General features: G+C 59.6%; 15 protein-coding genes. 3 read left to right on the forward strand and 12 right to left on the reverse strand.

What is annotated here, in order from left to right; all coding sequences use genetic code 11:
• Nucleotides 1-14 precede the first annotated feature (14 nt).
• Entirely contained in the window at nucleotides 15-785 is a 771-nt protein-coding gene (locus ACMGGU_RS03775) for a (S)-acetoin forming diacetyl reductase (RefSeq protein WP_023334821.1), read from the forward strand.
• Between the two features lie 138 nt (nucleotides 786-923).
• Nucleotides 924-1,397 carry a cold-shock protein gene (locus tag ACMGGU_RS03780; RefSeq protein WP_045909648.1) on the forward strand — a complete coding sequence of 158 codons (474 nt, stop codon included), beginning with the start codon at nucleotides 924-926 and terminating at the stop codon, nucleotides 1,395-1,397.
• A 77-nt stretch (nucleotides 1,398-1,474) separates the two neighbouring features.
• Here the strand turns inward: ACMGGU_RS03780 and ACMGGU_RS03785 are convergent, their stop codons facing one another.
• The 5 genes from ACMGGU_RS03785 to ACMGGU_RS03805 form a co-directional block, all read right to left on the reverse strand.
• Nucleotides 1,475-2,179 (reverse strand): ABC transporter ATP-binding protein, encoded by a 705-nt coding sequence (locus ACMGGU_RS03785; RefSeq protein WP_420300262.1) that lies wholly within the window; start codon nucleotides 2,177-2,179, stop codon nucleotides 1,475-1,477.
• Nucleotides 2,166-3,002 (reverse strand): ABC transporter ATP-binding protein, encoded by an 837-nt coding sequence (locus tag ACMGGU_RS03790; RefSeq protein WP_420300263.1) that lies wholly within the window; start codon nucleotides 3,000-3,002, stop codon nucleotides 2,166-2,168. Before ACMGGU_RS03790 ends, ACMGGU_RS03785 begins: the two co-directional genes overlap by 14 nt.
• Complete coding sequence (locus ACMGGU_RS03795) at nucleotides 2,995-3,828, reverse strand: ABC transporter permease (RefSeq protein WP_196345955.1); 834 nt, start codon at nucleotides 3,826-3,828, stop codon at nucleotides 2,995-2,997. The genes ACMGGU_RS03790 and ACMGGU_RS03795 overlap by 8 nt, the downstream gene beginning before the upstream one ends.
• Entirely contained in the window at nucleotides 3,828-4,841 is a 1,014-nt protein-coding gene (locus tag ACMGGU_RS03800; protein WP_126534570.1) for an ABC transporter permease, read from the reverse strand. Before ACMGGU_RS03800 ends, ACMGGU_RS03795 begins: the two co-directional genes overlap by 1 nt.
• A 97-nt stretch (nucleotides 4,842-4,938) precedes the next feature.
• On the reverse strand, nucleotides 4,939-6,507 hold the full coding sequence (locus ACMGGU_RS03805; protein WP_128301654.1) for an ABC transporter substrate-binding protein: 1,569 nt from the start codon (nucleotides 6,505-6,507) through the stop codon (nucleotides 4,939-4,941).
• A gap of 201 nt (nucleotides 6,508-6,708) precedes the next feature.
• On the opposite strand from ACMGGU_RS03805, the gene ACMGGU_RS03810 reads away from it, so the two are divergent.
• Nucleotides 6,709-7,407 carry a GNAT family N-acetyltransferase gene (locus tag ACMGGU_RS03810; RefSeq protein ID WP_196345958.1) on the forward strand — a complete coding sequence of 233 codons (699 nt, stop codon included), beginning with the start codon at nucleotides 6,709-6,711 and terminating at the stop codon, nucleotides 7,405-7,407.
• 33 nt (nucleotides 7,408-7,440) lie between these two features.
• Here the strand turns inward: ACMGGU_RS03810 and ACMGGU_RS03815 are convergent, their stop codons facing one another.
• From ACMGGU_RS03815 to betB, 7 genes are all read right to left on the reverse strand, one after another.
• The gene (locus ACMGGU_RS03815) at nucleotides 7,441-9,135 is read right to left on the reverse strand and encodes a thiamine pyrophosphate-binding protein (RefSeq protein ID WP_395299865.1); all 1,695 of its coding nucleotides are present in this window, start codon (nucleotides 9,133-9,135) and stop codon (nucleotides 7,441-7,443) included.
• A gap of 33 nt (nucleotides 9,136-9,168) precedes the next feature.
• Complete coding sequence (locus ACMGGU_RS03820) at nucleotides 9,169-9,909, reverse strand: SDR family oxidoreductase (protein ID WP_252073951.1); 741 nt, start codon at nucleotides 9,907-9,909, stop codon at nucleotides 9,169-9,171.
• Between the two features lie 272 nt (nucleotides 9,910-10,181).
• Nucleotides 10,182-10,829: an anti-sigma factor gene (locus ACMGGU_RS03825; protein ID WP_252073955.1), complete on the reverse strand. Its 648-nt coding sequence runs from the start codon at nucleotides 10,827-10,829 to the stop codon at nucleotides 10,182-10,184.
• A complete protein-coding gene (locus ACMGGU_RS03830) occupies nucleotides 10,826-11,380 on the reverse strand; it encodes an RNA polymerase sigma factor (protein ID WP_395299866.1) in 555 nt (184 codons plus the stop codon). Before ACMGGU_RS03830 ends, ACMGGU_RS03825 begins: the two co-directional genes overlap by 4 nt.
• Before the next feature lie 43 nt (nucleotides 11,381-11,423).
• Nucleotides 11,424-11,987 carry a fasciclin domain-containing protein gene (locus ACMGGU_RS03835; RefSeq protein ID WP_395299983.1) on the reverse strand — a complete coding sequence of 188 codons (564 nt, stop codon included), beginning with the start codon at nucleotides 11,985-11,987 and terminating at the stop codon, nucleotides 11,424-11,426.
• A 591-nt stretch (nucleotides 11,988-12,578) separates the two neighbouring features.
• A complete protein-coding gene (gene betA, locus ACMGGU_RS03840; RefSeq protein WP_063621087.1) occupies nucleotides 12,579-14,243 on the reverse strand; it encodes a choline dehydrogenase in 1,665 nt (554 codons plus the stop codon).
• A 13-nt stretch (nucleotides 14,244-14,256) separates the two neighbouring features.
• Entirely contained in the window at nucleotides 14,257-15,729 is a 1,473-nt protein-coding gene (gene betB, locus ACMGGU_RS03845) for a betaine-aldehyde dehydrogenase (RefSeq protein WP_420300264.1), read from the reverse strand.
• Between the last annotated feature and the right edge of the window lie 13 nt (nucleotides 15,730-15,742).

Below are 15,742 nucleotides of genomic sequence, written 5' to 3' on the forward strand. Positions count from 1 at the left end.
ATAAGGACAGAGAAATGCAAAAAGTTGCTCTCGTAACAGGCTCAGGTCAGGGGATTGGTAAAGCAATTGCGCTTCGCCTGGTGAAGGATGGATTTGCCGTCGCCATCGCCGACTATAACGTGGAAACGGCAAGAGCCGTCGCCGATGAAATTATCCGTAACGGCGGTAACGCCGTCGCCGTGAAGGTGGACGTCTCTGACCGCGAGCAGGTATTTGCGGCGGTGGAGAAAGCCCGCACCGCGCTGGGTGGCTTCGACGTGATCGTTAACAACGCCGGGGTTGCGCCGTCCACGCCGATCGAGTCCATCACGCCGGAGATTGTCGACAAGGTCTACAACATTAACGTGAAAGGGGTGATCTGGGGGATCCAGGCCGCGATTGACGCGTTCCGCAAAGAGGGGCACGGCGGCAAAATCATCAACGCCTGCTCCCAGGCGGGCCACACCGGCAACCCGGAGCTGGCCGTCTACAGTTCCAGTAAATTTGCGGTACGCGGCTTAACCCAGACCGCCGCGCGGGATCTTGCTCCGCTGGGGATCACCGTTAACGCCTACTGCCCGGGCATCGTGAAAACGCCGATGTGGGCAGAGATCGACCGTCAGGTCTCCGAGGCGGCGGGTAAACCGCTGGGCTACGGGACCGAAACCTTTGCCAAACGCATCACGCTTGGCCGCCTGTCCGAACCGGAAGATGTCGCTGCCTGCGTTTCATACCTGGCGGGACCGGATTCCGACTACATGACCGGCCAGTCGCTGCTCATCGATGGTGGGATGGTGTTCAACTAAAAATTCAATACTAATAAGCTCTGACATGAGTTTTCCCCTGCACCCGTGCAGGGGCTTTTTTTTGTCTCCTCTGCCATTGTGCATTACACTGCGCGCTGCAAAACTTTAGTCATTACGATCTGACAGGCGGTAACAGCGATGAACGGTACAATCACAACGTGGTTTAAAGATAAAGGCTTTGGATTTATCAAAGATGAAAACGGCGACAACCGCTATTTTCATGTGATTAAGGTCGCGAACCCCGATCTGATTAAGAAAGATGCCGCGGTGACCTTCGAGCCAACCACCAACAACAAAGGCCTTTCCGCCTACGCGGTGAAGGTGATCCCCGAAAGCAAACATCTCTATATCGCAGGCGAGCGCGTGAAGCTCACCTCGATCAAATCCTTCGTGGTGTTCAACGAAGAAGAGCCCGCGGATACCAAAATCGACAAAGAAAATGCGGTGCTGTCGGTGGGTCTGCTGATGAACAGCATCAAGCCGAAATCTGATAAAAAACCGGGCGAAATGCGCACGGTGAAGAAGCTGGCGATCACCACCTTCCAGAATACGACGCTGATCTTCACTGAAGATGAGATCGACATCGATGCCACGGTGAAGCTGCTGAAGTAATTGTTTGCCGGGTGGCGGCGATGCCTTACCCGGCCTACGAAAAACCTCAACGCGCCACCGGGCACCGCCGCACGCACTTAACCCATCCTGTGCTCGCCCCGTAACATCGCCTCACGGTCAAACACCTTCTGGATCACCCCGTGCGCCATAAACGCTGCCCGGTCGGACATATGGGCAATCACGTCCGCGTCGTGACTGACCAGCAGATAGGTCATCTCATGCTCGGCCTTCAGGCGGTTAAGCAGGTTCAGGATTTCCGCCTGTACCGACATATCCAGCGCCGAGGTCGGTTCATCCAGCAGCAGAAGCTGCGGGCGCAGCAGCAGCGCGCGGGCAATGGCAACGCGCTGACGCTGGCCGCCGGAAAGCTGGTGCGGGTAGCGCCTGCCCGCGTCGGCGGAGAGCCCCACCTCGTGCAGCGCATTGGCCACCTTTTCCGCGATCTGCGTCTCGCCGTGGATGCTTAACGGCTCCGACAGCGTGCGCGCAATGGTGTGGTTCGGGTGCAGCGACGCCCACGGATCCTGAAACACCATCTGCACGTTGCGGCGAAGCTCGCCTTCAAAACGTCGCCCTGGCGTTAACGCTTCTCCCAGCAGTGCAATACTGCCGCGCCACTCGCGCTGCAGCCCAGCCAGCACGCGCAGAAGGGTCGATTTGCCGCAGCCGGATTCACCAATCAGGCTGAACGTTTCGCTTCTCTCAATGCTAAAGCTGGCGGCAGAGACCGCCGTTTTTTCCCCGAAGGTGACCTGCACCTGGTTAACCTCAACGAGCGCCATCGTTGTCCTCCTTCCACGGCTGTGAACGGTCGAGCGTCGGCAGCATCTGTCCATAAGTATGGGCGTCTGGTCGACAGGTCCACAGGGTTCGCGTGTACGGATGCGTCGCCTGCGGGAGCTGGCTCGCTGTCATCTCATCCACCTTTTCACCCTGATACATCACCAGCACGCGGTCGCAGTGCTCCGCCACCAGCGGCAGATCGTGGCTGATTAACAGCATCGCCATCTGGCGTTCTTCGCACTGCTGCACCAGCAGCTCGAGGATCTGGTTGCGCAGGCGCGCGTCCAGCGCGGAGGTCGGTTCGTCGGCAATCAGCACCTGCGGGTTGTTGATCAGCGCCATCGCAATCATCACCCGCTGGCCCATGCCCCCGGAAAGCTCACCGGGGTAGCGTGACAGCACGCTCTCGCTCAGCCCGACGGCGCGGAGGATGTCGTGAATACGCGCCGCACGCTCCGGGCGCGGCAGGCGCTGATGCAGCGTGAGCGCCTCATCAAGCTGGGCGGCGACGCTTTTGACGGGGTTAAGGGCGTAACGCGGATCCTGCAAGACCATCGCAATGCCGTTGCCGCGCAGCGCCTGCCAGCGGCGGGCGTTCAGGGTCAGCAGGTCGTTGCCCAGCACGTTAAGCCGGTTGGCGCTCACGATACCGGGTTTACGCACCAGACCCATCAGGGCGCGGGCGGACATTGACTTGCCGGAGCCGGATTCCCCCACCAGCGCCAGCCGCTCGTTGCCAAGCGTAAAGCTCAGGTTGTTGACCACGCGTGCGGCGGGGTAGTCGATATTCAGCGCATCGACGATGATGCGATGTTCAGTCATGCTGTGGCTCCAGTACGTCGCGCAGGCCATCGCCTAACAGGTTAAACGCCAGGCTGGCAAACAGGATGGCTCCGCCCGGAATGGCGGCAATCCACCACTGGTCGAAAATGACCTGCATGCCGTCGGCAATCATCGCCCCCCATTCGGCCATGGGCGGACGCGCGCCAAGGCCGAGGAAGCCGAGACCGGCCGCGGCCAGAATAATCCCCGCCAGATCCAGCGCCAGCCGCACAATCGCGGAGGGCAGGCACAGGGGCAGAATATGGCCGACCAGCAGGCGCAGGCCGCGGATCCCCATCATCTCGGCGGCGGCCAGATAATCGCTGTGGCGCAGACGCTGGATCTCGCTCCGCGCCTGCCGCGCGTAGGCAGGCCAGGTGGTTAAAGCCAGCGCCAGCGCACCGTTGACCAGCCCCGGACCGAGCATCGCCACAAATGCGAAGGCGAGGATCAGGCGCGGCATTGACATCACCACGTCGGTGAAGCGCATCAGGATACGCTCTATCCAGCCGCCGTAGTAGCCGGACAAAATGCCCACCAGCAGCCCGGCGGGCAGGGTAATAACCGTCACCAGGGCCACCAGCCCGAGCGCCGGACGCGTGCCGTAAATCAGGCGCGAGAGCAGATCCCGCCCGTAGCCGTCGGTGCCCAGCCAGTGCTGGCCGTTCGGTGCCTGCAGGCGCGCGGCGGCGTCCTGCCAGTTCGGATCAACCGGCGCCAGCCAGGGGGCGAAGAGGGCAATAAACACCAGCAGCGCGATGGCAATCAGTCCGCAAACGGCGGCAGGGGAGCGGCGCAGGCGGCGTAAGAAGAGATAAAACGGCATCAGCGCACCCTGGGGTCGGTCGCCCGCACAAGCAGGTCGGTAAGGTTATTGATCAGCACAAAACAGACGCCAATCAGCAGCGTGCCGCCCATGACCGCGGTGGTGTCTCCGGCGAACAGGGCGGTAGTAAGATAGCGTCCGATGCCCGGCCACGAGAACACGGTCTCTGTTAATACCGCACCTTCCAGCATGCTGGTGTAGGCCAGGGCAATCACCGTCAGCAGGGTGCTGCGAATGTTCGGCAGCACGTGGCGCAGCAGAATGGTCATCTCCCCGGCACCCTTGGCGCGGGCAAGGAGAATGTACTCCTTGTTCATTTCGCCGAGGCAGGCGGAGCGGGTCAGGCGGGTAATGCTTGCCAGCGAGTAATAGGCCAGCAGCAGCACCGGCAGCACCAGGTGGCTGAGGGCGTTGCGGAATGCTTCGCGATCGCCGGAAAGCCAGGTATCTATCAGCGCAAAGCCGGTGCGTGGCTCGACGGTGAACTGCCAGATATCGTCCAGCCTGCCGGGGCCTGCGCTCCACTGCAGCTTCGCGTAGAACAGGGCCAGCATCAGCAGGCCAAGCCAGAAAATCGGCACCGAGTTGCCGAGCAGGGTGAGCGTTCTGATCGCTAAGTCCAGTGGCGAACCGGCGTAGCGGGCGCACAGCACACCCGCAATCACGCCGAGTACCGTGCCGATAATTAGCGCCAGCGTTGCCAGCTCCAGCGTGGCGGGGAAGGCGTGCAGCAGATCCTGCAGCACCGGCTGTCCGGTGGCGCTGGCGGTGCCCAAATCACCGTGGGCAAGGTTTTGCAGGTAGTGCCAGAACTGCACGGGCAGGGGACGATCCAGCCCAAGCTGGTGGCGAACCTGATCGTACGTCGACTGGCTGGCGTGATCCCCGACGATCTGCAGCACGCGATCGACCGGTGAAAACGCCGAGAGCGCAAACGTGACGAGCAGCAGCCCGAAGAGCGTGAGCAGCAGGGTCAGCAGGCCCTGAAGCACGCGGGTGGAAAGATGTGGCATGGGAAATCTCTTCATGCCGGGTGCGGCTTCGCCTTACCCGGCCTACAAAAACCGAGAACACAGGCCGGGTCAGCGCAGCGCCACCCGGCAACAAGGGCTACTTCGTGACGCGATCGTACCAGACCATATCCGCGTTCAGCCCCTGCTGATACCCCTTCACGTTATCGCGCACCACGATCTGGGTTTTGCCCTGATCGACGAACACGTACGGCGAGCTCTGCTGCAGCTGTTCCTGCATTTTCTTGTACAGATCCAGACGCTTCGCCGGATCCGGTTCGGCAACCGCCGCCAGCGTGGCCTTGTTCAGCTCCGGAATTTTCCAGCCGTTCAGGCCAGCCACGGTGCTGGACTTCCCGTCGTTCCACGCGAAGGCGCTGGCGTTAGAGTGCGCATCGAAGTAGTCCGGGATCCACAGACGAATCGCCGCCTGATGCTGCTTCGCGCGCACGCGGGCATAGACCTGGCTCCCGGCGGCAGGCAGCAGATCCACCTTCACGCCACCCTGCGCGAAGCTCGCCTGCATCGACTGGGCAATCGTGATAAACGGCGGCTTGTTCTCCACGTCCAGCGTGAAGTGCGCGTCCTTAATGCCCGCTTTAGCGAGAATGGCTTTCGCTTTTGCCGGGTCAAATTTAAACGGATTATCTTCCAGCGCGCCCGGCAGCCCGACCGGCAGGAAGCTCTGGTGAACAAAATACTGGCCTTTCAGCAGGTTCTTCGTGATGCCGTCATAATCGACCAGCCAGCGCGACGCTTCCCAGAAGGCCGGGTTATTAAGCAGCGGATTGGCGCTGTTGCCGGTGTTAAACACCAGGTAATTCTGCTCGGCGGACGGAATGCTCAGCACCTTCACGCCCGGCTTGCCGTCCAGGGCGCTAATCTGGTCTGCACCCAGATCGCGCGCCACGTCCGCATCCCCCTGCTGGATCAGCAGGCGGCGTGAAGCGGGGTCGGGGACGTTTTTAATGATGATGCTTTTGAGCTTCGGCGCGCCGCCGGGCGCGGAGTCGTTAGCTTCCAGCACGATGGCCTGATGCGGCTGATAGACGCGCATTTTGAAGGCGCCGCTGCCCGCCGAGTGCATTTTCAGCCACGCGTTACCGAAGTCATTATCCTTCACGTTCGCGGCGACCTCTTTTTCATCGACGATAGAGGCAATCGGCGTGGAGAGAATATTCAGCGCCACCGACGGGCTGACGTCCGCCGTCCAGTGAAGCTGGAGGGTATGATCGTCCACTTTCTTCAGCTGGCTGGCGATATTGCTCGCCTCCCAGCCCAGCACGTTGAGGATAAAGGCCGGGGATTTGTTCAGCGTCACGGCGCGGGTATAAGAGAAGATCACGTCTTCCGGGCGCAGCGGGTTGCCGGAGGCGAATTTCGCATCGGGTTTAAGCTTAATGGTCAGGGTTTTTGCTGCCGCGTCCGCTTCCCAGCTTTCTGCCAGAATCGGCGTGATTTTTTCCGGATTATCGCGGTCCGGCTGCACCAGACGCTGGTACAGGCTCGGCACGGTCTGGATGCTGGAGAGCTCGTTGGCTTCGGCCGGGTCGAGGCTCACGATATCATCAAGCCCCTGGGCAACCACCAGCGTGTTGGGCGGCGTAGCGGCGTGGGCTGCGCCTGAGAGCGCAGCCAGCACCAGTAACGGCAACAGTTTTTTTGTCATAGCGATCCCTGAGAAGAATATATTGTGATTGTTTTATGCTCCGCTACGTTAGGGCGACTGTGACATTCCACAAAGTCGAAATTCAGCTTTACTTATGCCTTCCGGGAATATCGCATGCGCTCGGGCTATTAAAACACGCTGCTTTTCGCCTGCTTTTTAACCTGCTATAACAAATGCCTTACCTTTCAGGGAGTCACCGCCGTGCCCGAAATCAATCAACATGGTCAAACCGTTAACGATATCGTTCCCGACTGGAAAGGCGCGCGCGCGTTAACCCGCACGCCGCTGTTCGGCCAGTATTGCTGCCTGGAGCCGCTGGACGCCGACCGCCACGCGGCCGATCTCTATGAGGCCTACGCGCTGGGCGACGACAGCGACTGGACGTGGCTTGCCAGCACGCAGCCCACGAGCGTGGAAGCCACCGCGCACTGGATCATGGCGAAGGTCATGGATGATGAGCTTGTGCCGTTTGCCGTCATTGACTTACGCACCGAACGGGCGGTGGGGCTGGTGAGCTATATGGCTAACGAGCGGCTGCTGGGGTCGGTGGAGATAGGACACGTCACCTGGTCGCGTAAGATGAAAGGTTCCCGCATCGGCACTGAAACGGTGTGGCTGCTGCTGAAAAATGCGTTTGAGCACGGCTACCGGCGCCTCGAGTGGAAGTGCGATTCGATGAACGTGGCGTCGCGCAGGGCGGCGGAGCGGCTGGGGTTTGTCTGGGAAGGGCGCCTGCGCCAGAAGCTGGTGCGCAAAGGGCGCAACCGCGACAGCGATATGCTTTCTATTATTGACGGCGAATGGCCGCAAAGAGATGCGGAGCTGCGCGCCTGGCTGGCGGCGGAGAATTTTGACGACGACGGGCGTCAGATAAAGCGTCTTGAGGCGTTTCGGTTATAAGTTTTTTATGTAGGGTACAGCGTAAACGCGCGGCTAATCCGCGGAAATCGCGATTTCAATCAGGTTGGTTTTTCCTGACTGTAGCCCGCGCGCTACCGCTTCGGCGATATCGGCAGCTTCGGTTACCCGGCAGCAGTGGACGCCCATGGCGGTGGCCAGCGACTGAAAATCGATATGCGGGTTCACCAGGTCCATCCCGATAAAACGCCCCAGCCGCGTTGAGCTGTAGTCAGCCTGGCTCTTCATAAAGTTTTTCAGGATGTTGTACTCCCTGTTATTCATGACGATAAAGGTGACCGGCAGATTTTCGTGTGCCGCCGTCCAGAGCGCCTGCGGCGAGTACAGGGAGGCTCCGTCACCTATCAGGCAGACCACCGGCTCCCGTCCGCGTCCCAGCGAGTGCCCTACTGAGGCAGGCATCCCCCAGCCCAGTCCGCCGCCGCGCATAAAGTAGTAGCGCTGGTGCTGCTGGTCAGAGATGAACCGGCGGACATGCCTGGCGGTCGCTATCGCCTCATCAACGATGGTGGTACCCGCCGGAATGGATCGGATGACTTCCCAGGCTGCGACCATCGGGGAGATCGCCGGGCGTAGCCGCTCGGCGGCCAGACGTTCCTCCTGCTGCTGCCACTCCTTCTCCCGTTCGTCGCGGGCCGCAACCAGCAGCCGCTGGTGGACCAGCCTGCTGGCGATCAGGCGCTGCTCAAGCTTCGGCAACAGTTCGTGCAGGGAGAGCTTGATATCCCCCATCACCGAAAGGCGAGTGGCATACGTACGGCCAAGCTCGTGCATATCCGCCGAGAGCTGATACACCGCGCAGGTCGCCGGAATGGCCTCGCCCTCGCTGTACAAAATGGTGATCAGGCTTCTGCCGCCGATGATGAATACGGCATCGTAGGCGTTGATGATGCTGGCGATTTCGCTGGCGGTGGTGGGCATATTGCCCCGCCAGAGCGCGTGCTGAGTGGGAAAAGGTAAATTCAGCGGCCAGGAGGATCCGTAGACGTGGGCGCTGAGCGCTTCCGCCAGCTGGACAATCTCCTGCATCGAGCCGCTGGAGTGCACCTCATCGCCCGCCACAATCATGATCCTGCCGGGCGTAACCTGGCTCAGTTCTTCGGCCAGTTCGTCCAGCGAGCCCGCCACGGTGTGGTAGTTCACTTTAGAGGCCGTTTGTATCCCGGCGTCGCTCAGCTCTTCCATCACGTCCATTGGCAGAGAGAGCAGCACCGGACCAGCCGGAGGATAGCTGGCAGCGTGAAACGCGCGGCGCACCAGCACCGGGAGCTGGTCGGCGCTGGTGACCTCCTGCGCCCATTTCATGACCGGGGAGCCAATGGAGACAATGTCATCGTACAGGAGCGGGTCGCGCACGTAGTGTCGCGTATCCTGCTGTCCGACGGTGACAACCAGCGGGGTTTTCATGATCCGCGAATTAATGAGATTCCCCATCCCGTGCCCCAGACCGCTGGCGGTATGCAAATTGATAAAGCCCGTTTTGCCGGAGGCTTTCGCATAGCCGTCAGCAATTGCCACCACGGTGCTCTCCTGTAGCGCCAGAATATAGTGAATATTTTCATGGCGAAGCAGGGCATCAATGAGTGGAAGCTCGGTGGTTCCGGGGTTGCCAAAAATATATTCCACGCTTTCACTCTCCAGCACTTCAAGGAGAATATCGGCACCCGTTCGCATATTGAGATCTGATAAGGACGTTAATGATTTAATCATACTGACACCTCATTCAGTATTATTTAACCCAGGCTAAAATTCTTCCTGCGTTGGACGAACAACAATTTCATTAATATCAACGTCGCCAGGCTGTTCAATAGCAAATAAAACCGCGCGGGCAATTGCTTCAGCCGGAATAGCCTGCTTATAAAACTCATGGAGAAATTTTTTGCTCTCTTCGTCAGAGCTACCGAATTGCAGTTCGCTCTCGACGGCGCCGGGCGAAATAAGCGTCGTGCGGAGGGTTCTACCCGCCTCCTGACGTAAGCCTTCACTCAGCGCGCGGACGGCGAATTTCGTGGCGCTGTACACCACGCCGCCAGGCGCCAGCACCTTGATGCCCGCGACGGAGGCAACGTTAATAAAATGCCCGCTGCCCTGACGCTGGAACACCGGGAAAGCGGCAGCGATGCCGTACAGTACCCCTTTCAGATTGGTGTCAATCATCTTGTCCCATTCGTCGGTTTTCAGCTCGCTAAGCGGGGCGATAGCCATAAAGCCCGCGTTGTTGATCAGCACATCCACGCGCTGGTAGGCGTCAACGGCAGCGTCAATGGCGCGCTGAACCTCTTCCTGACGGGTGACATCGGCCTTGACGGCAATAGCCTTGCCGCCTTGCTGAATAATCTGATCCACCAGGGCATTAATTCTGTCCAGACGGCGCGCCACCAGCACCAGCGAAAACGCGTTATTCGCTAAATGGAGGGCAATCGCCTGACCAATACCGCTGCTGGCACCGGTAATGACAACAACCTTGTTTGCACTATTATTCATGATCTTATCTCGCTATTGAGTGATGCAAAAAATAAAAGGCAGAGAAGCGTTAATGAATAATGACAAATTCATTAACGCGGTTTTTGATATATTGTGTATCGGGAATAAAATGATGTTCGTTTAAAACTTAATGGAGTGCGGGAGAGTCTGTCAATGTCGTTTTTTAATAATCAAATTAATTACAGGCTTAATATTTAATTCTTATAGGTAACCGAGAATAGTATATAAATGAAATCAGGTCACGATAGTGGCCCTGCGAACAGGGCCTGAGATTACAATTTGCCACTGTAAAGCACCGGCCCTGTCGGGAGACCAGTGGGCGAGCCGCCCTCTGGTTCAAGGCTTATGGCTATCATGGCGTCAGGAGGGAGCGTTGTGTTCCTGAGGGTGACGCGTGTGGGGATGTCGTTATGCAGCAGCCCCATGGATATCGGCGCCTGCCCGCCTGGGATCAGCCAAAGCTGCAGGCTGTGTTGCGCCGCGACGGCCGTTGGTCGAAGAGGGGCAATGCTCAGGTGCTGACGGCTGGCGTCCGCGCTGACGACCCACTGTCCGTGCTGTTGGGTATCGTTGAGTACCATCAGCGGAGCGAGTTCCGGGGTACGGATGGCATACCAGGCAACGACCGACAGGGCGGCGAGGGAGGCCGCAGCCATCCAGCCGACATAAGGCCGACTTTTGCGTAAAGGCTTTTTGGGCGGCAGATCGAGGGCGATTCTCTTCCACACCGTCTCGGGTGGAGGGACGGGCACAAGATGACTATCCAGCGTGCTGAACATCTCCTGCCAGTACGCCACGCGGGCGGCCAGAGCGGGTTCATGGAGGACCCTTTTCTGGAACTGAAGCCGCGCTCCTCCCCGCAGCGTGCCGAGGGCATACTCTGCTGCCAGCATGTCGTCACGTTTTTCTGCGTCATTCATAGCCCGACACACTCCCGAAGATGGTCCATTGCCCGACGTATCCAGCTTTTCACCGAGCCCAGAGGCTGCTGGAGCCAGTCGGCAATGTCGCTGTGAGACATTCCCTGATAGTAGGCGAGCGTAATGCTCTGGCGCTGCTCGCTGCTCAAATGTTCGAGACACTGTCTGAGCCGTTCTGCCTGCACATCGTCGTGCCAGTTATTCTGCTCATCGTTCTCGCAAGGCAGAATCGCGTCGTTATACGCCGTCTCGCGGTCGGCAGCGCGGGTTTGCCCGCTGCGCAGCCAGTCAATACAGCGGTTGCGCACAATGTGCGTAAGCCAGGTCATCGGGGAGCTCAGTGTAGCGTTGTAGGTTTCGGCTTTACTCCAGACGGTGATAAAACAGTCGTGAAGGATCTCTTCTGCCCACGCGCGGTCACGCAGCATGCGCAGCGCGACGGCAAACAGGTGTGGCGACGTGAGTCGATAAAGTTGTTCAAATGCACGGCGATCGCCGTTTGCGACCGCCTGCATTAATTTCATTTGCTGTTCAGCCAGCGCGTTATCCATGTTTTTCCCGGAAGGCAACGTCACACTTCCGAAGTATAGACAACTACTTAGGCATCAGGACGGTATCAATCACATCGATCACGCCGTTTTTTTGATGAACGTCATAGGTGCTAATGTTCGCCACATTGCCTTTACCGTCCTTAAGCTGAATATTGTGCGGGCCGTTGCTCATGATCCACAGTGGCTGACCGTTAACGGTCTTCAGCTCCGCGTGGCCGCCGCCCTGTTTAATTTTCTGCTCCAGCGCTTTCATATCGTAATTACCGGCGACCACGTGATAGGTCAGGATGCTGGTGAGCGTGGCTTTGTTTTCGGGTTTGACCAGGTTCTCGACCGTGCCGGCAGGCAATTTCGCAAACGCCGCATTGGTCGGCGCAAACACGGTGAACGGCCCTTTGCTCTGAAGCGTATCCACCAGTCCTGCCGCTTTGACGGCGGCTACCAGCGTGGTGTGATCTTTCGAGTTTATGGCGTTTTCAACAATATTTTTGCTCGGGAACATTTCCGCTCCGCCCACCATCACGGAGCCTGACGTCATGGCGGCTGATGCGCTTGCACAGAAGAGTAAAGCGCTGGTTACGAATGCAACACGGGTTAGCTTTTTCATCATCTTTCCTCGGATTGGGGAGCAAAGGGGTTGCTCACAAACTCATATACGAGGGGCGGGTGGAAACTGGATGCAGGAAAATAAAAATAAATTTTTGAAGGGGGAGGTTAATCCCCTCTCCCCTATGGAGCTGAGGGGGCCCCACAAAGTAATGCCAGCACGGAACAGTCCCCTCGCCCCTCCGGGGAGAGGGTTAGGGTGAGGGGAACATACAGCTGTTGTGGTCATTCCGTTCACTTTATGTTCCTTGCTACTCTGTAACCCCATAACCTGTGAACGTGCCAGGGTGGCTCAGTCGCCACCACCCTGGCGACCCGGGCTCCCGGCGGTAAATCGCCGCTACGCGGTGCCCTCGGCTTATTCCTTCCGGCTTATCGGGGACGGGCGGAGGTAACGTCCCTGTAAAGCCCGCCCTCTCGGCGCATCCATGCGCCTCGCCCCGGCCTGCAGGAAACGCCTCAGCGATTTACAGCCGGACCAGGGCATCGCTGAAAGGCTTCAGTCGTTCTTAAACAACGTTATTGATGCTGCTTAAAATTACTGGGGATCCCTCAGCCTATGGGGAGAGGGGCAGGGTGAGGGGAAATATCCTCAGCGCCTCACCGGTGCCCCGTTCGCCACATAATACGCCGCTGTGCTCTTCGCCAGCGGCTCGCGTCCACGAATGGCGTCGGCAATCTTTTCGCCAATCATAATGGTGGTGGCGTTCAGGTTGCCGGTGATGATCTGCGGCATAATCGACGCATCCACCACGCGCAGCCCTTCCAGCCCGTGAACGCGGCCTTCGCCGTCGACCACCGCCATCTCGTCATAGCCCATCTTGCAGGTGCCGCACGGGTGGAAGGCGGTTTCGGCGTGGTTGCGCACGAACTCGTCCAGCTGCTCGTCGGTCTGGCAGTCAATACCCGGACTGATTTCACGGCCGCGGTACTTGTCCAGCGCGGGCTGGTGCATGATCTCGCGGGTGATGCGGATCGCGTCGCGGAACTCCTGCCAGTCCTGCTCGTGGGACATGTAGTTGAACAGGATCGCCGGATGCTGGTGCGGATCGCGCGACTGGATGCGCACGTGCCCACGGCTCGGCGAGCGCATGGAGCCGACGTGGCACTGGAAGCCGTGCTCTTTCACCGCGTTCGAGCCGTTGTAGTTAATCGCCACCGGCAGGAAGTGGTACTGAATGTTCGGCCACTCAAACTCTTCACGGCTGCGGATAAACCCACCCGCTTCGAAGTGGTTGCTCGCGCCCACGCCGGTGCCGCCAAACAGCCACTCGGCGCCAATCTTCGGCTGGTTCCACCACTGCAGGGCAGGATAGAGGGAGACCGGCTCTTTACATTCGTACTGGAGGTACATCTCCAGGTGATCCTGCAGGTTTTCGCCCACGCCGGGCAGATCGTGTACCAGCGGGATATCGAACTGTTTCAGCAGGTCAGCGTTGCCCACGCCGGAGCGCTGGAGGATCTGCGGAGAGGCAATCGCCCCGGCACTCAGCAGCACTTCTTTTTTTGCCGTCGCTTTGGATGGAATGGTGCTTTCACCCTCCAGCCACTCGACGCCCACCGCGCGCTTGCCCTCAAAGAGGATGCGATCGGTCATGGCGTGGGTGCGGATGGTCAGGTTTGGGCGCGGTTTCGCCTGATCCAGATAGCCGCGCGCGGTGCTGGCGCGTCGGCCCTGCGGCGTGACCGTGCGGTCCATCGGGCCGAAGCCTTCCTGCTGATAGCCGTTGAGATCGTCGGTGCGCGGATAGCCCGCCTGCACGCCCGCCTCCACCATCGCCTCAAACAGCGGGTTCACGCCCGGTTTCGAGGTGGTGACGCTCACCGGACCGTCGCCGCCGTGGTAGTCGTTCGGTCCCACGTCGCGCGTCTCCGCCTTGCGGTAGTAGGGCAGGCAGTTGAGGTAGCTCCAGTGCTCCAGACCCGGCTCTTTTGCCCAGTGGTCGAGGTCCATCGCGTTACCGCGGATGTAGCACATGCCGTTGATCAGCGACGAGCCGCCCAGCCCTTTGCCACGTCCGCACTCCATGCGGCGGTTGTTCATGTATGGCTCTGGTTCGGTTTCGTACGCCCAGTTGTAGCGCTTGCCCTGCAGCGGGAACGCCAGCGCGGCGGGCATCTGGGTGCGGAAGTCAAAGCGGTAATCCGGTCCGCCCGCTTCAAGCAGCAGGACGGTGGTGTTCGGATCTTCAGTCAGTCGTGTAGCCAGCACGTTGCCGGCAGAGCCGGCCCCGATAATGATGTAGTCAAATTGCAAATAAACCTCCCGGTTAAAATATGGACTGGAATTTACCCATCTCAACCTGGATGGACTTCACCTGGGTGTAGCTCTGCAGCGTCATCACTCCATTCTCGCGGCCAATGCCGGAGTGCTTGTAGCCGCCGACCGGCATCTCTGCAGCGGATTCACCCCAGGTGTTGATCCAGCAGATGCCCGCCTCGAGCTGATGAATGGCGCCGTGGGCGCGGTTCAGGTCGGCCGTGACGATGCCTGCCGCCAGCCCGTAGTCGGTGTCGTTGGCGCGGCGAATCGCTTCCTCAATGGACTCATAGGTGAGGATGGACATCACCGGGCCGAAGATCTCTTCGCGCACGATGGTCATTTCGTCAGTGCAGTCGGTGAACACGGTCGGGGCCACCCACGCGCCGTTATCGAAGCCTTCGCCCTTCAGCACGTCGCCGCCGCACAGCACGTGCGCGCCTTCCTCTTTGCCTTTGGCGATGTAGCGCATCACGCTGTCGCGGTGCGGGAAGCTGACCATCGGACCAAAGTTGGTCGCTTCATCGAACAGATCGCCCGCGCGGATGCGGCCCACGCGCTCAACGATTTTCTGCTCAAACGCGGCTTTGAACTTAGCCGGAACAAACACGCGGGTGCCGTTGGTGCACACCTGGCCGGAGCTGAAAAAGTTGGCCATCATGGCAATGTCCGCCGCGAGATCCAGATCCGCATCGTCAAAAATAATCAGCGGCGATTTGCCGCCCAGCTCCATCGTCACCTCTTTCAGGGAGGAGGCCGCGGCGTTCGCCATCACCTTTTTGCCGCTGGCGACGCCGCCGGTAAAGGAGACTTTGGCGATGCCCGGATGCTCGGTCAGGTACTGGCCGGTCTCCGCACCCACGCCCGGCAGGACGTTAAACACGCCGTCCGGCAGGCCCGCTTCGGTGTAGATCTCGGCAAGCTTCAGGGCGGTAAGCGGCGTCACTTCGCTCGGCTTGAAGATCATTGCGTTGCCCGCCGCCAGCGCCGGGGCCGATTTCCACAGGGCGATCTGGATCGGGTAGTTCCACGCGCCGATGCCCGCCACCACGCCCAGCGGCTCGCGGCGGGTATAGACGAATGAGGTCTCACGCAAGGGGATCTGGCTGCCTTCCAGCGCCGGGATCAGACCCGCGTAGTACTCCAGCACGTCCGCACCGGTGACGATATCCACGGTTGAGGTTTCGGAATACGCTTTACCGGTGTCGAGGGTTTCCAGCTTTGCCAGATCGTCGTTGCGCTCGCGCAGGATGTCGACGGCGCGACGCAGGATGCGAGAGCGCTCCATGGCGGTCATCGCCGCCCAGACTTTTTGCCCGCGCGTTGCGCTTTCTACGGCGCGATCGACGTCTTCGCGCCCGGCGGCCTGTACGGTCGCCAGGACTTCACCGTTGGCCGGGTTGATGGTCTCGAAGGTGCGACCGCTGGTGGCCGATGTATAACCACCATTGATATAAAGCTGCTGTTCTGCCATTCGGGACATAAATTCTCCTCGG

It is taken from the genome of Enterobacter sp. BNK-8 (genome assembly GCF_048685095.1).
Taxonomy (GTDB): domain Bacteria; phylum Pseudomonadota; class Gammaproteobacteria; order Enterobacterales; family Enterobacteriaceae; genus Enterobacter; species Enterobacter quasiroggenkampii.

Coding starts and splice junctions, on each gene's coding strand:
- ACMGGU_RS03815 (WP_395299865.1), bottom strand. CDS start 9,135: ATGATTAAATCATTAACGTCCTTATCAGATCTCAATATGCGAACGGGT.
- ACMGGU_RS03820 (WP_252073951.1), bottom strand. CDS start 9,909: ATGAATAATAGTGCAAACAAGGTTGTTGTCATTACCGGTGCCAGCAGC.
- ACMGGU_RS03790 (WP_420300263.1), bottom strand. CDS start 3,002: ATGACTGAACATCGCATCATCGTCGATGCGCTGAATATCGACTACCCC.
- ACMGGU_RS03780 (WP_045909648.1), top strand. CDS start 924: ATGAACGGTACAATCACAACGTGGTTTAAAGATAAAGGCTTTGGATTT.
- ACMGGU_RS03800 (WP_126534570.1), bottom strand. CDS start 4,841: ATGCCACATCTTTCCACCCGCGTGCTTCAGGGCCTGCTGACCCTGCTG.
- betB (WP_420300264.1), bottom strand. CDS start 15,729: ATGTCCCGAATGGCAGAACAGCAGCTTTATATCAATGGTGGTTATACA.
- ACMGGU_RS03775 (WP_023334821.1), top strand. CDS start 15: ATGCAAAAAGTTGCTCTCGTAACAGGCTCAGGTCAGGGGATTGGTAAA.
- ACMGGU_RS03830 (WP_395299866.1), bottom strand. CDS start 11,380: ATGGATAACGCGCTGGCTGAACAGCAAATGAAATTAATGCAGGCGGTC.
- ACMGGU_RS03835 (WP_395299983.1), bottom strand. CDS start 11,987: ATGAAAAAGCTAACCCGTGTTGCATTCGTAACCAGCGCTTTACTCTTC.
- ACMGGU_RS03805 (WP_128301654.1), bottom strand. CDS start 6,507: ATGACAAAAAAACTGTTGCCGTTACTGGTGCTGGCTGCGCTCTCAGGC.
- ACMGGU_RS03795 (WP_196345955.1), bottom strand. CDS start 3,828: ATGCCGTTTTATCTCTTCTTACGCCGCCTGCGCCGCTCCCCTGCCGCC.
- ACMGGU_RS03785 (WP_420300262.1), bottom strand. CDS start 2,179: ATGGCGCTCGTTGAGGTTAACCAGGTGCAGGTCACCTTCGGGGAAAAA.
- ACMGGU_RS03825 (WP_252073955.1), bottom strand. CDS start 10,829: ATGAATGACGCAGAAAAACGTGACGACATGCTGGCAGCAGAGTATGCC.